This window comes from Bradyrhizobium sp. LA2.1 (assembly GCF_040547725.1).
GTDB classification, from domain to species: Bacteria; Pseudomonadota; Alphaproteobacteria; order Rhizobiales; family Xanthobacteraceae; genus Bradyrhizobium; species Bradyrhizobium barranii.
In genome coordinates this window covers 109,360-124,136 of sequence record NZ_JBEPQI010000016.1, presented here as the reverse complement: position 1 = coordinate 124,136, position 14,777 = coordinate 109,360, and the positions used below count along the sequence as shown (strand labels likewise).

The 14,777-nt window shown below is 59.4% G+C and carries 12 protein-coding genes and 2 pseudogenes; 9 read left to right on the top strand and 5 right to left on the bottom strand.

Annotated elements, in window-relative coordinates:
* The first annotated feature begins 1,002 nt into the window (after window positions 1-1,002).
* Complete coding sequence (locus tag ABIB95_RS28450) at window positions 1,003-2,706, top strand: ParB/RepB/Spo0J family partition protein (RefSeq protein WP_354244254.1); 1,704 nt, start codon at window positions 1,003-1,005, stop codon at window positions 2,704-2,706.
* An 84-nt stretch (window positions 2,707-2,790) separates the two neighbouring features.
* Here ABIB95_RS28450 and tnpA read toward each other — a convergent pair.
* From tnpA to ABIB95_RS28435, 4 genes and pseudogenes are all read right to left on the bottom strand, one after another.
* Window positions 2,791-2,940: pseudogene (tnpA, locus tag ABIB95_RS47420) on the bottom strand (IS66 family insertion sequence element accessory protein TnpA); the annotation flags it as partial.
* Between the two features lie 495 nt (window positions 2,941-3,435).
* The gene (locus tag ABIB95_RS28445) at window positions 3,436-3,708 is read right to left on the bottom strand and encodes a hypothetical protein (RefSeq protein ID WP_354244207.1); all 273 of its coding nucleotides are present in this window, start codon (window positions 3,706-3,708) and stop codon (window positions 3,436-3,438) included.
* A 124-nt stretch (window positions 3,709-3,832) separates the two neighbouring features.
* Window positions 3,833-4,561, bottom strand: coding sequence for an SOS response-associated peptidase (locus tag ABIB95_RS28440; RefSeq protein WP_354244204.1), 729 nt, complete (start codon window positions 4,559-4,561; stop codon window positions 3,833-3,835).
* 2 nt (window positions 4,562-4,563) lie between these two features.
* A pseudogene (locus tag ABIB95_RS28435) lies at window positions 4,564-4,767 on the bottom strand (hypothetical protein); the annotation flags it as partial.
* A 1,088-nt stretch (window positions 4,768-5,855) separates the two neighbouring features.
* On the opposite strand from ABIB95_RS28435, the gene ABIB95_RS28430 reads away from it, so the two are divergent.
* Window positions 5,856-6,608, top strand: a complete 753-nt coding sequence (locus ABIB95_RS28430; RefSeq protein WP_354244197.1) for a sulfite exporter TauE/SafE family protein — start codon at window positions 5,856-5,858, stop codon at window positions 6,606-6,608.
* 87 nt (window positions 6,609-6,695) lie between these two features.
* Here ABIB95_RS28430 and ABIB95_RS28425 read toward each other — a convergent pair whose 3' ends face one another.
* A complete protein-coding gene (locus ABIB95_RS28425; protein ID WP_354244194.1) occupies window positions 6,696-7,589 on the bottom strand; it encodes a LysR substrate-binding domain-containing protein in 894 nt (297 codons plus the stop codon).
* 261 nt (window positions 7,590-7,850) lie between these two features.
* Here ABIB95_RS28425 and ABIB95_RS28420 point away from each other — a divergent pair, with 261 nt between their 5' ends.
* The 7 genes from ABIB95_RS28420 to ABIB95_RS28390 all read left to right on the top strand — a co-directional run bounded on the left by ABIB95_RS28420 (window position 7,851) and on the right by ABIB95_RS28390 (window position 14,071).
* Window positions 7,851-8,795, top strand: a complete 945-nt coding sequence (locus tag ABIB95_RS28420; protein ID WP_354244191.1) for an NADP-dependent oxidoreductase — start codon at window positions 7,851-7,853, stop codon at window positions 8,793-8,795.
* 73 nt (window positions 8,796-8,868) lie between these two features.
* On the top strand, window positions 8,869-9,855 hold the full coding sequence (locus ABIB95_RS28415) for an AraC family transcriptional regulator (protein WP_354244188.1): 987 nt from the start codon (window positions 8,869-8,871) through the stop codon (window positions 9,853-9,855).
* Between the two features lie 184 nt (window positions 9,856-10,039).
* A complete protein-coding gene (locus tag ABIB95_RS28410; protein WP_354244185.1) occupies window positions 10,040-10,579 on the top strand; it encodes a carboxymuconolactone decarboxylase family protein in 540 nt (179 codons plus the stop codon).
* Window positions 10,580-10,717: 138 nt separating this feature from the next.
* Window positions 10,718-11,353: a nitroreductase family protein gene (locus tag ABIB95_RS28405; protein WP_354244182.1), complete on the top strand. Its 636-nt coding sequence runs from the start codon at window positions 10,718-10,720 to the stop codon at window positions 11,351-11,353.
* A gap of 284 nt (window positions 11,354-11,637) precedes the next feature.
* A complete protein-coding gene (locus ABIB95_RS28400) occupies window positions 11,638-12,312 on the top strand; it encodes a nitroreductase family protein (RefSeq protein WP_502917882.1) in 675 nt (224 codons plus the stop codon).
* Between the two features lie 152 nt (window positions 12,313-12,464).
* Window positions 12,465-13,010 carry a carboxymuconolactone decarboxylase family protein gene (locus tag ABIB95_RS28395; RefSeq protein ID WP_354244179.1) on the top strand — a complete coding sequence of 182 codons (546 nt, stop codon included), beginning with the start codon at window positions 12,465-12,467 and terminating at the stop codon, window positions 13,008-13,010.
* Window positions 13,011-13,102: 92 nt separating this feature from the next.
* Window positions 13,103-14,071, top strand: coding sequence for an AraC family transcriptional regulator (locus ABIB95_RS28390; RefSeq protein WP_354244177.1), 969 nt, complete (start codon window positions 13,103-13,105; stop codon window positions 14,069-14,071).
* Window positions 14,072-14,777 lie beyond the last annotated feature (706 nt).

Sequence of the window (14,777 nt, the reverse complement as noted above, 5' to 3'; positions counted from 1 at the left end):
GAAAGAGCAGAGGGTAGTCTTCCGATTTTTACCCAGTTCGAGAAGGTGCTGACTGACAAACCACAGTATGAGGCAGCTTGGTCACGCGACACCAGGCGCTGGCCAATACCGCTCCGAACAGAATCCATCGGAATTATCCAGTCGTGACAGCACCACGCCGAGGTAATTGGAAGATCGCACTTTCGCTGGCTGGCGCAACTGCAAGCACCGGCACGGAGATCAAGCTGCAGCCTTGTGGGAATGCGATCACGCAAGAAGAATCAAGCCAGATCAGGCGGCTCACATTGTCTTGAGATGCGACGAAATCCGTCGAGCGCCGAAGATGGCGATCCTGGATCGGCTCACTCTCCCCGCCGCTGTCTCACTGATTCTGATTTGGGTGCGCGTGCGGCTGTCGCCGCATCGGGCTCTCGTGAACCGAGCGCGTTGCGTCTCGGCCATTCGGCTTCGATCCCTCACGCAAGCAGATATAATGTGTCGCTCGCCGGAGGCACTCGCACGAAGGGCTGCCGCTGCGCGGCACCGCTATCACTGCCCGTCGCGCGGGTGCCTTGGTAACCGGTCTCGCGACTGCACTCGGTCCCGGGTCCCGCCGCGTACCGCGTCGGCGCTATGCTGACCCTCCTGCGGGTGCCTCTTTTGATTTGCTCACTCTTGCTCTTGTTTTCGATCTCTTGTTTTGGCCTGCGCTGACTTGCTCAACGTTCTAACGCTTGAGACCTAATGGGCGCTGCCCCTCGCGCGCGCCAGGGTAAAGCGCCGGCTGGCGCTGGCGCCGACCCGAGCGGTCTCCCCGGTCTTCCGTGCTTTCAAAAGGTCTTCAATTTCTCGAACAGCTCACATGCGCTCGTGCAGACCCGCTTCTATCGAGCGGCCCTTGCGGGCGGGCGATCCCCCTCCGCTCGGGTCGCCCTGGCGCTTGCTACCCCCGGTCTCGCCGACGGGCAGGGGTGCAGGCGCGGAGTGCGCGCTGCACCCATGGAAGCAAAGGGAAGAATGATCATGTCGGCCAAATCAGTTGAAATCATTCCCGCGAACGGGACGGAGGTTTTCATTCCGCTCAACAAGCTCAAGAAGTCCCCGAACAATGCGCGCAAGACGCCGCACAGCGAGGCGGCGATCGAGGGTTATGCGGCGAGTATTGCCGCCAAGGGCATCCTGCAAAATCTGGTGGTTGAGCCCGAGTTGGACGGAGCGGGAACCGCCACGGGGTTCTATCTCGTGACCATCGGCGAGGGCAGGCGGCTTGCACAGCTGCTGCGGGTGAAGCGGAAGGAGATCAAGAAGACTGAGCCGATGCGCTGCGTTATCGACACCGCCAACGATCCCCACGAAATCAGCCTGGACGAGAACGTCACCCGCGAAAACATGCATCCCGCCGACCAGTTCGAGGCGTTCCGGAAGCTCGCGGACGAGCGGGGTTTCGGCGCGGAGGAGATCGCCGCCCGCTTTGGCGTGACGCCGCATGTGGTGCGGCAACGCCTCCGGTTGGGTGCGGTTTCCCCCAAATTGGTGCAGCTGTATCGCGATGGCAATCTGACCCTTGACCAGTTGATGGCTTTTGCCATCACTGACGATCAGGCTCGGCAAGAAGGCGTTTATGAGCGTCTGTCCTACGACCGTGATGCCAGCACGATCCGGCGTCTGCTCACCGAAACCCATGTCGCTGCAACCGATCGCCGCGCGCGGTTTGTCGGGCTCGAGGCCTATATCGGGGCAGGCGGTACGATCCTGCGCGACCTCTTTACCGAGGATCGCAGCGGCTATCTGGAAGACGTGGCGCTGCTCGATCTCTTGGTGACAGCACGGCTTGGCCGGGAGGCGGACGCCTTACGGGCAGCCGAGGGATGGAAGTGGACGGAGCCCCATCTCGACTTCCCGCACGCCCACGGCATGCGCCGTGCCTACCCGCATCCGGTCGACCTTTCCGCGGACGATCAGATCGCCCTTCAAGCCGTTCAATCCGAGTTCGATCGGCTGACCGAAGCGCATCAAACGGCTGAGGAACTGCCTGATGAGGTGGACGCGCGGTTCGGCGAGTTGGAGAACCAAATCGAGCAGTTTGAGGCGAAACGGCAGGCGTACGATCCCGGTGACGTCGCGCGCGGCGGCGCGTTCGTGATCCTCAATCACGACGGCACCATCAGGATCGAACGCGGGTTTATCCGCCCCGAGGATGAGAACCCTCATGCCGAAACCGAGCAGGAAGGCGACGCCCAGGCACCGGACGAGGAGGGTGAAGGAGGCGATCAAACCACGCGCGATGGTAAAGGAGAGGAGGGAGAAAACGAGGAGGAAGAGGAGGAACGGAGGCTGTCTGACACGCTCGTTCGCGACCTCTCCGCGCATCGCACCTTGGGGCTGCGCCTCAATCTGAGTGAGCAGCCAGACGTCGCCATCGTGGCGGCCACCCATGCGCTCGCCGCGCAAATCTTCTATGTCGGGGCCAATGCCCATGTGGTTGGCATTCAACCCGTGAAGACGGATTTGGCCACGCATGCGGTCGGAATCGAGGACGCTCCGGCCGGCAAAGCTTGGTCGGATCGCCATGCCAATTGGGCGAGGCAAATGCCGCGCGACGCGGCTCAGCTGTGGGAATCCATAGGCCTTGGCGTATGCCCGCACGCTCATCCCGGACCACGTCATCGCCTCTATATGCATCGCCCAGAACGCTCGGACGGCACGGCTGCGTGCGTCGCTGGATAGCTTGAGAGGCTGCCGCAAACGACGCTCTTCACGCTTCAATTCGGCTTGTACCCTAAGGGCTTCTAGGTCGACGAGAACGCTCAGCCAGCGTGCAAAACTGCCCTGATCCAGACGGTGTTGGCGGCAGTAAGCACGCCGGCTGAGACCGCTTTTGCGCCACGCCTCGATGTGCACCGACCACCAGGTTCGCCGCGCTCTGTTCTCATATTGTTTCCGCCCCACGAGATTCTCCATGCTGCAGGAAAATCCAATATGGAACGACAACGTGTGCTCGAAAGACGTGCGAGAACCGGACGCTTACAGTAGCAACGAGCAGAGGGAGCAATAGCAAGATAAAAGCACTGGCGCTACGGAGCGCCTAAGCCGTTGTCTGCACATCCAAGATTTAGCGCTCTCAGGATCCTCGCTGTCGCCACTTTCGACTTAACGCGATGGCGGACTTGCGCAATTGCGTCTGCGTTTCCTCGGCCTCACAAATTGCCGGCACTTTCAACGCCCGATGCGAGCCGCGCTAGCGATCGACGACGAAGCCGATTTAAAGCGGGCGGGTGGCGCGTTGTCCGCACTGCGCTATGTCCGGCGCTCCGGGGCATGCGTGAGAACACGCCGCGCGAACTATACGGAGCCAAGGCCGATCGCGTCGGCACCGGAGCTCACTGAGCGTACCGTCGCGCGGGGAAGACCGTGCCGGGCTGTCATGTCCAGATTTGAGGCTGGCTTGTCGCAACCTTAGACGATCTCCTCCGGCGGGCACTCGGGGCATGTATCGCCGATCGATTCCAGGACTTCGGCGATCGCTACCGCAGCGGCCTCCGGAGAATACCCCTCCGGTGGATTTTGCCGCGCGACATCGAACGCACGGTCATGGGCGTGCGGGTCGCCGCGATCCTGTATCCAGCCGTGCTGCCCGCACTCCCTGATGGCTCCGGCCTCGTTGAGGACCGAAATGGCCCAGCCGCGCAGCGAGTGGATCGCAGGTCCTCTTTCCCTAAACATCAGCATGAATTCGCTCCACCGAGACGAATCCTCGTCTCTCGCCCTTGTTCCGGCCGGTTAACACAGGGCAGGGATTCGAAATCGTAGGCACTCGATCTTGTCCACGTGTTCCGCGCCCTTGTGCACAACGCTAGGACGCCGCGGCTGGGTCTTCCTTCTCGCCCGTCGCCACGATCTTCAGCGCGCCGTCCGGGAGCGCCCGCTGCAGCGCCTTTGCCTCGTCCCAGGGCGCGCGCATCCAGGTGTCGTGCTCTTCGATCGTCGTGAGGATGACCGGCATCGCCTTCGGATGAACGAGTCTTACTTCCGCGTTGGGATCGCAGGTCAGGAATCCAAAGACATCGGCCCTGACCTCGCCTTCCTTTGCCCTTCGCACAGACGTCCAGTTGGTCCAGATCCCGCCGAAGGCGAGCAGGGGACGGCTCTCATCGGGGGAGAACCAGACGGGGACCTTCTTCCCATCGATGGTGTCGTACTCGCTGAAGCTGGTGAAGGGCACCAGGCAGCGATTGTCCGGCTCGAGCCATCGCTTCCAGTGGCTGCTCTTCGTATTGCGGATGTTTGTTATCCCGGAGTCTGGCTCCATCCGAAGCAACTCCTTGAAGTCGACCTGCTTGCCCTTGGCCTCGAGCTTCTCTGCTCGCTTCTTCGTGGCGTCCATCAAGGCCTTCGAGGATGAAGGCATTCCCCATCGTGCCATCACGATCTCGCGTCCGTCTGCCGCGTTGCGGACGATGGGCGCGGGATAGTCGGGAAAGATGCCCGGCCTGCTTGGCAGGTTGCCCACGCGGCTGTTCAAGGCTCCAAACAGCTGACGTATTGCATCAACGTTCTTGGTCATCGAGTAGAGATTGCACATCGTCACGTCTCTGAAGGAGCGGGGCGGGGGCGGCGCACAAGCTGCAGCAGCGTCGCCACAGGACGGCGTCCCGCCTTAGCACATTTGTTGCACCGGAGCCTGCCGGCCAGGTCATGCACAAAGGTTGTGGAGGCGTGCGGCAATACAGCCAGATCAACGTCACGTCGGGTCTTGCAGCGGGAGCATTCGATCTCCAGCCAAGGATATGCCTAGTCAGAAGACATAGAAATCTGAGCGTCGAAATCACGCACTGTCGGTATGCCATAGATTGAGCAAATGCCGTCAACGAACTCGGCTGGACCACCGTAACTGGGACGGCGCACTTTCTGTACGGAGATCCCCAACTCAGCCAACCCTTGCTCTGCATCTCGGCCGACTGCGATGACGCTCCTAATCTGAAGCACAGAAAGCAGATCGACCAGAAGTGGCTTGCACATTGTTCTTTCGGATCGCGTGTGACAGCAGTTCGACAATTGGTCGCCCGGTTCAAATGGGTGGAGAGGAAATACATTCCAAAGACACACCGGCTTGCCAAGCCGAGCGATGACACTCCAGATTATATTAGCCGTTCTTTCGCTCAGCGCTGGTCCTTTGGTCGCGCGATGTAGCGCCAATGATTGGAAAGTGCTCGCAGCGATATCCAGATGTACCTCGTCCGTGAGGGGCACCCCGGTCCTGCGCCCCCCTCTGTAGCCAGATCTCGCGCGACCCAAATTGTATTGCCCGCTTCGTCTTTAGCTGCCTGCAGAATCTGATCAGGAAATGGGTCCGCAAGCTCGACCACTTCCAGGTGACGCACCGCCAGCTCGGCATCCGGGAGGCCAACCGTGAGTTTTCCCCCGTCGAGTTGAGCCCTCAGGGAGACTTCGTCAATCATGAGTGGGAATGGCTCGCCAATCGCCGCCGTTTGCAACAACAGTTAACTCCGCGAGTGAAAACTCCATCCCCGAAATGCGTGGGGCCAGATTCATGGTCTCGGAGCCCATGGTAAGGCTGCCTCGCTCCATCGCGGTCATGAACAACCGCATATCCGTCAAATCGAAGCACAATTCTTAATCTTCGGCGTCGCCGAAGTTTCCTATCGGAAATGACCAATTGTGGCGATCGGTAATGTGAGCGTAGCTTGCTAAGTGCGACGCCATGCTTGCCGATTTTGACTACAAAACAAGAGATTGGAGAATGGCGCCTTAGTGAGAGCGAGATTTTTTCTGAGCTATCACGCCATATGCACGCGGATGCCATCGGCCTGCGCGAAGTCATAGATAGGGACACGGCCTGGTCTGAGTGAGTCAAGATGAGTGATTATCTTTCGCCGCATGTTCTATTTGTCGCGCTGACGTTTTTCGTCGCCGGATTCGTCAAGGGCGTGGCGGGAATGGGTTTGCCGACCGTCTCTATGGGCGTCCTCAGCGTGATCATGCCGCCAGTCAGTGCAGCTTCTCTGCTGGTCATTCCATCCTTCGTCACAAACTTTTGGCAGCTGTTTACAGGGCCGAATTTTCTGGGCCTGATTAAAAGACTTTGGGTGATGATGCTCGGCATACTGGTTGGCACCCTTGCCGGCTCGTGGCTTTTGACGAGCGCCAATACCGTATACGCAAGTGTTGGATTGGGTGCCGCCCTGATTATCTATGCAGTGCACGGCCTATTTGCGGCGCCATTGTCGGTTCCGGCGCGCTTCGAACGCCCATTGTCGCCTGTCATCGGGTTGGCAACCGGACTGATCAACGGAGCAACCGGAGTTTTCACGCTTCCCGCCGTTCCTTATCTTCAGGCTCTCGGTCTTTCCAAAAACGATCTCATCCAGGCGCTCGGGCTGTCGTTCACGGTCTCAACAATTGCATTGGCAGCAGGCCTCGCCCGTGGCGGAGCTTTCCATCTTGGAAGTATTGCCTTGTCAGTCCTTGCGATCATTCCTGCGTTGCTGGGGATGCACGTCGGAACAATGGTCCGTGGGCGCATAAGCGCGGCAACCTTTCGACGTTGGTTCCTGATCCTTATCGCTATTCTTGGTCTTGAACTCGCTGCTCATCCATTCCTTTTCTGAAGCAGATGACGATGTCCGAGCGTATGACATAGACGCCTATAACCGTTCGATGCCAGCCCACACGAGGGGTTGCGCCGGCCATAGCGCTTAAGAGATCGCGACCTTCGGCTCCATAAGCTGCTGTGCAAGCAAGGCGGCGTGCGGTGTGAGCGCAGAGTAGTCACGCGCACAAAGATGAAGCTGCCTTAGCGCCCAGGAGTCTCGAAGGGGCACGATTGTCAAACCGAGGTGGCTCACATCTTTGGCGGTAGCTTCGGGCAAAATGGCGATCCCAACACCGGACTCAATCATCATTGCGATGTTCTCAATGCGCCTAAGTTGAATGCGGTAGTAAATTTGCCGACCCAGGCGTGCGGCGCGTTCTCCTAAATATGCTTCCAAGGCCGCGTCGGCCACTCCAACGAACGGCTCATCAACGACATCTGCGAAAGCTATCGATTGTTGATCGCTGATGCGGTGCGTTTCGCTCACAACAGCGACGAGTTGGTCTTGCGCGATAACGTGAGTCTGCAAGGCCTCCAGACCAGTGTGGTAAGCCACAATTCCCAGGTCAGCACGACCTTCCAGGATGGCCCGCGCAATCTCGGCGCTCGGTCGTTCATAGAGATCAATTGAAAGATCTGGATAAGCGACCAAGAAACGCCCGAGCCGAGGAGGAAGAAAAGCGGCCAACCCGGCCGTGTTGGACAAGAGCCTGATGCGTCCTCGCAGGCCAGTGCCGTAGCTGCGCAACTCACCGCGCATCTGCTCTACCTGATCCAGAATCAACCGTGCATGGCGAACCAGAGCGTCACCGGCCGGCGTCGTAGTGACACCCCGCCTATTTCGCTCCAGGAGCTGGGCGCCAAGCGAAGATTCCATCCCGGAAATGCGTTCGCTCACGGAAGCGAGAGCCAGATTCATGCTCTCGGCTCCCTTGGCGAGGCTGCCCCGCTCCACCACGGTTAGGAACAACCGCATATCCGTCAAATCGAAGCGCAATTCTCATCCTTCGGCTTGGCCGAACCGATCCATCGGAAATGGCCAATTGTAGCATCTGGTTGGCTTGCTTATTTTATCCTATAGGAGCCCATGTTTGCCAATTTTATTTGTTAGTACAGTAGGTTGAAGAGATGGTGCGTTGGTGAAAGCTAGGTTTGCCGGCCGCGACATCACGCCATATACGCGTGGATGCCATCGGCTTGTGCGAAGCTTTCAAACTGCCATTGCCAGTCCGAGTGAGTCAAAACAAGGAGATTCACGATGAAGGCGATCATTGTGACGGACCAAGCTGCGGGAACGGCCGGGATGAAGCTGGTGGAACGGCCGGAGCCGCAAGGGGCAGCGCTCGCCAGCCTCTCGGGCGCTAATTACGGCGATGTCGTTGTTCAGGTCCATGCGTCAGGATTCACCGGAGATGAGTTGGCATGGCCCTCGACCTGGATCGATCGTCTCGGCCGTGACCGAACGCCTTCGATCCCCGGCCACGAGCTGGCCGGAGTGATCACCGCCCTCAGTTATGGAACGACGGGGCTATCGGTGGGACAGCGGGTGTTCGGCCTCACGGATTGGACTCGCGACGGCACGCTGGCGGAGTATGTGGTCGTCGAGGCCCGCAACCTCGCCGCGCTACCCGGGGACGTTGACTTCACGGTGGGCGCGGCTCTCGTGATGCCGGGCCTGACCGCGTGGCAGGGGCTGTTCGAGCACGGCCGCCTTTGTGCGGGGCAGAGCGTCCTTGTGCACGGTGCGGCTGGCGTTGTCGGTTCGATGGCGACCCAGCTCGCGCGTCAGGCCGGGGCATATGTCATCGGCACCGGACGCGCTGCCGGCCGCCAGACGGCTCTCGACTTCGGCGCGCAAGAGTTCGTCGACCTCGATAACGACGCTCTGGAAGATGTTGGTGGAGTGCATCTGGTTTTCGATGTCCTCGGCGGCGACATCGCGAAGCGGTCTGCAAGAGCGGTTCGAGCCGGGGGAACGCTGGTGACAATCGCAGGCCCGACAGAGGCGCGCCCCGCTGATGGCCGGACGATTGACTTCGTTGTTGAGGCCAATCGCGCCCAACTGAGCGAGATCGTCCAGCGAGTGCGAGATGGACGACTGCGAACGAACATTGGCACTGTCGCGACCCTCGACGACGCTGTCGCGGCCTTCAACCCGACCGAGCGACGGCCGGGGAAGACGATCATTCGCGTTCGTCCGTGAGGACTCGGGAAGGGAGGGCGATTCTTCACCTTCCCGCCTTTCGCACGTGGAGATTAGTGAAGGTACTTCTCGTATGTCCCAAATCGACTGGCTAAGCCATCTCCTGCAAATGATGACGGTCACTGGCCAGGTGGAGGCCCGCTGCGTTTATGGCTCACCATGGCGTGTGGATTTCGCGCAGTCCGCGGCACACGAAATTCCCTACCACGTTGTGCTAAAAGGCAGTGCCATTATTGAGGATCCGGAAACGGGGACGGCGAGGGAATTGCTGGCCGGGGATATTGTGTTGTTGCCTCGCGGGTCAGCACACGCCTTGCACGATGGCAGCGGACGTATGCCGGGTCGAACCTACGAGCGCCAAGTTTCCGCAGGATGGATGCTCAGAGAGAACGATGCCGGAGGCGAGCAGCTAGACATGTTGTGCGGGCGATTTTTCGTCGGACCGCCCCATGATCGGTTGATCCGCGATTATCTACCCAAGACTCTAATGGTACGCGCCATGGCCGGTCGTGGTGAAGCGGGCATCGGGTCAGCTTCGAACCACTTGGCCAGTCTGGTGAGCATGATGCGCATAGAGTCCGCTGGCGAAAGACCAGGAGGGCACGCAATCCTCAACGGACTGACGCTAACGCTGTTCACACTTGCACTGCGCGCGGCAAGTGAGTCTGAACAGGCGCCTGTAGGCCTATTGGCACTTGCCGGCCATTCGCGATTGGCACCAGCCATTTCAGCCATGTTCGACAATCCGGCGCGCCCCTGGAATCTTCAAGATCTGGCCGACTTGTGCAACATGTCTCGCGCAACCCTCGTGCGGCACTTTCAAGACAGGCTGGGCCGTTCTCCTATCGATCTTCTGACAGACATCCGCATGAGCATAGCCGCCAACGAACTGAAGAAGCCGGGAATGTCGACCGAGTTCGTGGCCGATGCAGTCGGGTATCAATCCGTGTCAGCATTCCGGCGTGTTTTCACCGACAAGGTGGGGATGGGGCCGGGGCAATGGCGTCGCTTGGCGCGCGAGGGCGAGGACGCGTTCGCTCTCGGTGTACATCCCGAATAAAAGACCCGAATATCGAGCTCAACTCGGCGGAAAAACGTCCGCCGTCCCGCGCCTCAATCGGGCGGATCGATCGTCTCGTTGTCTTGATACTTTTAGGTCTTTTATTGAGCAGACCTAGTCTCGAAATCGGTATCGGCTGAGCTTAAAGCGGCAGGTCTTAACTGCGTGACGAGAGAGCCGAACCATGAGCCGCATCGCTATCCCCGCCGTCGAGTCCGCCACCGGCGCTACTGCCGATATTTATGCGCGCGTGAAAAAACTTTCCGGTGGGCGCGTTCCCAATACGTACGCCGCATTGGGCCACCTTATACCGGCGTCTTTGGCTGCCGTGCTCGACACCCAAGCTACATTGAACTCGGGCAACCTGAGCCGGCAAGAGCACGAAACCATCAAACTGCTAATCAGTGAGAAGACCGGTTGCGACGTTTGCGTGGCTGCGCACAGCTTCGTCGGCAAACTGGTGGGTCTACCGGTCGACGCGCTGCATGCCATTCGCGCAGGGCAGCCCACGGGTGATGCCAAGCGTGATGCCTTGGTGCGTTTCGTATCCAACCTGCATGCCACGAGCGGCACTATCAGCGACGACGAGTTCAATGCTATCCGTGAGGCCGGCTACACCGACGCTCAATTGGCGGAAATCTCGCTGACCATTGCACTCGGTATCTTCACCAATACCTTCAACCGTATCAACGGCACCGACGTCGACTTTCCGTCCGTCGAGTAAACCGCTTCGCCGGGCGGATAACGCATCGCTCAACCAAGTTTCTTCTGGCTGCTTATACAGGCGGTGAGTGAGAGCAAGTCCGCACAGAGCGAAAGCACTCGTGTACCTCAATCTATCCCGTCATCCATAGAGATAGTTGTGACCAACGCAACCACCAAGATCAATCCGGTCATCGAATGTATCTTGAGCCGCCGCTCTAGCAAATTCTACGATCCAGCCGCGACTCTGAGCGACGATCAGATTCGCGAGCTAGTGCGCATCGGCACGAGCGCGCCCGCATCCTTCAACTTGCAGAATTGGCGCTTCATCGCCCTACGTACGCCTGAAGCCAAGGCTCGCCTCAGTCCGATCGCTTGGAGCCAGCCGGCGATCATGGATGCAGCGGTCACCTTCATCGTCATTGGCAGGTTGGCCGATGCGAGCACTCTCCCTCAGCGCCTGGCACCTGTCGTGGAAGCAGGGATCATGCCGGCACATATGGTGCCGGAGAGCGAACGTCGGGCACGCAGTCTTTATGACGACCAACCGCAGCGCCAGCGTGACGAAGCCATGCGGACCGCAACCTTTGGCGCAGCGGCGATGATCTATGCCGCCCACTCCTTTGGCCTGGGTTCCACACCGATGATCGGTTTTGACGCCGACGCGGTGCACCGCGAGTTTGGCCTCGGCGAAAACGAAGTGCCCGCGATGTTGTTGACCGTCGGACCGGAGCGAGCCGGGAACTGGCCGCAGAAGCCGCGCACGCCGGTGGCCGACGTGCTTGATCTTCTCTAACCATTTGCAAAAGCGATTCCGGATGTCGCCGGGCGCGCCATAGCTGTCCAGCAGGCAGCGCCTCGCACTGTCCTGCTCCATTTACGACAATCAGTTTGATCTCTGTAACGCTAGAGGCGCGAACCGCGTGTCTGCAACTGCGCCATGCAACACGGGGGGGCGAGCGCATCGTCGGTTCGGAGAAACATGAGCATATTGAGCCTTTAATTGAGCCGAGTTCGTCTCGAACCAACTGCTGCGTGGCCGTATCTAAACGTCTCCAACACATCGATCAAAGGACCGTTATGACCACCGCCATCGCCGAAACCACTCAAACTCGCAATGCTAACGAAGGTCTCGTCATGACCAATGCAGTCATCGAAACCATGCTGAGCCGCAGTGCTACGAAGTATTATGATCCTGAGGCTGTTCTGACTGACGAACAGATCACCGCCCTAGTGGAGATCGGGACCTCGGCGCCGACCTCGTTCTACTTCCAGAACTGGCGTTTCGTTGCCGTGCGTTCACCCGAGGCGAAGGAGCGGCTACGCCCGATCGCCTGGAACCAGGCGATTAGTTACGAAGCGGCGGTGACATTCATCATAATCGGCCAGCTCGCTGATGCGAGCACCGTACCCGCGGTCTTTGGCCCGATGGTGAAAGCGGGCTACATGCCGGCAGACCAGCTTCCTGAAGCGGAAAAGGGTGCCCGCGGCATTTACGACGATAACCCCCAGCAGCAACGAGATGAGGCGATGCGCAGTGCCACTTTCGGCGCGGCCGCGATCATTTACGCTGCCCGGTCGATGGGCTGGGGCTCGACCCCGATGATCGGTTTTGACCCCGCCGCGGCGAGAAAGGAATACGGCCTCGCCAACAACGAGATCCCCGTGATGCTTCTCGCGGTCGGGCCGATGCGCGATGGGAATTGGCCGTCGAAGCCACGCCGGCCCGTGCTCGACGTCCTGAGCTTCCGTTGAACCATGGAGCGTGTCGGGAACTGGCTACAAGAACCGACTCGTCTGAGGTCGTTGACTTCATCTAATCACCCTTGAACCCGATAACGCGCGTGCCGCGTAACGCCGTTGGTGCGTCCCATAGCGGTGACGCACCAACACATACGGAGTTATTGATGTCCAGAATTACAGCACCTAAGCCGGAACAGGTCCCGGCGGATTCGAAACCGACGCTCGATGCGTTCACCAAGAATATTGGATTCACCCCCAACATGCTGGCGAGCTTCGCGCAGAGCCCGATTGCGTTCAACGCGTGGGCCAACCTGCTCGGCTCCTTGAGCAGGGCGCTTGACGTGAAGACCCGCGACAGCATCGGTCTCGCGGTCTCGGAGGTGAATGGCTGCAACTACTGCCTGACCGTGCACAGCTATACGGCCGAGCACATGGCCAAGCTGCCGGCCAATGACATCATCCTCGCGCGCCAGGGTCATGCCTCCGACCCGAAGCGTGACGCCGCCCTCCAGTTCGCGCGCAAGGTTATCCAGTCGCGCGGACAGGTCAGCGACACCGACCTGAAGACCGTGCGCGATGCTGGCTACACCGATGCGAACATCATGGAGATCATCGCCCTGGTGGCCATGTACTCCCTGACGAACTTCTTCAACAACGTGTTCGATCCAGACAAAGACTTCCCTCCCGTAAGCCCGGCTGGGTCGATCTGAGCTAGCGAGCGTAACGTTCGAGTCTGGATGCGCCTCAAGAAAAGTCGTTAAGAGCGCATCCAGGCGGGAGCAGTTAATTTTCCGGAGGAAATGTGCCCCAGGCCGATTGGCTGAGCCGGCTCCTGCAAATTATTACCGTCACCGGGCAGCTAGAGATTTGCTGCTCGTATGGTGCGCCGTGGCGTTTGGCCAAGTCTCAGTGTGCGGCACATGAGATTCCATACCATATCGTGCTTAATGGCCGGACTGTAATCGAGTTTCTTGAGACGGATACTGAAACGGCCAAAGAACTGGTAGGCGGTGATATCATCCTGTTACCTCATGGGTCGGCCTATGTGCTGCACGATGGCAGTGGAGCTCCAGCGGGGCCGACGGTTGTTCGGCAAGGTTCTGGAGGATGGGCCTTCAAAAAGAACGGTGGCTCAGGCGAGCGTCTGGACATGTTGTGCGGGCGATTTTTCATTGGACGGCCCCATGATCGGCTGATTCGTAACTGCCTCCCCGCGAAGCTGGTAGTGCGGTCCATAGAGGGGCTTGCTGGGGACGATACTGGGTCAGCTTCGAACCATCTGGCCAATCTCGTGGCGCTGATGCGGATGGAGGCAACAAGCGACAAACCGGGAGGCGATGCCATCCTTCGCGGGCTTTCCTCGGTGCTGTTCACGCTGGTGTTACGTGCAGCGAGCGAATCTGAGTCAGCTCCAGAAGGACTGCTGGCGCTGACGGGTTATTCGCGACTTACTCCGGCTATTGCAGGAATGTTCGGCGATCCGACGCGACACTGGAATCTGATCGATCTCGCTGACTTGTGCGGCATGTCGCGGGCCACCTTCGCGCGTCATTTTCAGGACAAGCTGGGGCGTTCGGCCGCCGATCTGTTGACGGATATCCGGATGAGCTTGGCCGCCAACGAGCTGAAGAAGCCGACGATGAGCATCGAAGCCGTGGCCGAATCGGTCGGGTATCAGTCTGTGGCGGCGTTCCGGCGCATGTTCATCGACAGAACGGGGACGACACCGGCGCAGTGGCGCCGTTTGGCGCGCGAGAGAGCGAGTAAATAAGTTCGCGTTCGCTGTGCTGATCGGATCAGGCGTCCGGGAGAGCATGAATTGCCCGCGGTGCTTTGATGCTTTCGGCGGGTGAACCGGTTTTTCTTCCGCCACCCTACATTTCAGCGTCGGTCATCGTGCGGCTCCACTGTGATCGCCGTTTCGCTACCTTCTGCGGTGCCTTTTCACCAGTTGACGCTAAACCAACGCTCAACGATTCGCAGCGTTGCGGACTTCTGTAAAAGGGCCGCCCGGACCGCATTTGCGGGATGAATGTCTGATTTTCTTACTCTGAGTGCCTGCTTCGCCATTTTTGCCTCAAAACATCTGATTTGAGATCCGCTACATAGCGAATGGAGCCCGCCCTTCGGCGCGCCACTGAGCGCGCGCTCGCAGTGTGCTAAGCGATTGATTTTTACTGGTGGGCCCGGCAGGACTCGAACCTGCAACCAGAGCGTCGGTCTTCAACGGACGGCTTGCAAGCCCTAGTGTACGAGAGATTCTGCCCTTGCGAGATTACCGATAAGCTTGGCCTCAAACGGAGGTCGCCGATTTTTCGAACCTCGCAACGACGCGGTGATTGAGGCCACTAGAGGCAGGAAGATTTGCCAATCGGCCCACGAGGGCCGCGATTGCCTGACGGTAAGCGTAGCGGCGAGACTTCCGGATTTGGTGCATCCCCTACCACGACCAGGGCTGGACACCCCGCCGATATCGT

Excerpts from the sequence above, each read along its gene's own strand:
- ABIB95_RS28450 (WP_354244254.1), top strand. The coding sequence starts at position 1,003 with ATGTCGGCCAAATCAGTTGAAATCATTCCCGCGAACGGGACGGAGGTT.
- ABIB95_RS28445 (WP_354244207.1), bottom strand. The coding sequence starts at position 3,708 with ATGCTGATGTTTAGGGAAAGAGGACCTGCGATCCACTCGCTGCGCGGC.
- ABIB95_RS28440 (WP_354244204.1), bottom strand. The coding sequence starts at position 4,561 with ATGTGCAATCTCTACTCGATGACCAAGAACGTTGATGCAATACGTCAG.
- ABIB95_RS28430 (WP_354244197.1), top strand. The coding sequence starts at position 5,856 with ATGAGTGATTATCTTTCGCCGCATGTTCTATTTGTCGCGCTGACGTTT.
- ABIB95_RS28420 (WP_354244191.1), top strand. The coding sequence starts at position 7,851 with ATGAAGGCGATCATTGTGACGGACCAAGCTGCGGGAACGGCCGGGATG.
- ABIB95_RS28415 (WP_354244188.1), top strand. The coding sequence starts at position 8,869 with ATGTCCCAAATCGACTGGCTAAGCCATCTCCTGCAAATGATGACGGTC.
- ABIB95_RS28410 (WP_354244185.1), top strand. The coding sequence starts at position 10,040 with ATGAGCCGCATCGCTATCCCCGCCGTCGAGTCCGCCACCGGCGCTACT.
- ABIB95_RS28400 (WP_502917882.1), top strand. The coding sequence starts at position 11,638 with ATGACCACCGCCATCGCCGAAACCACTCAAACTCGCAATGCTAACGAA.
- ABIB95_RS28395 (WP_354244179.1), top strand. The coding sequence starts at position 12,465 with ATGTCCAGAATTACAGCACCTAAGCCGGAACAGGTCCCGGCGGATTCG.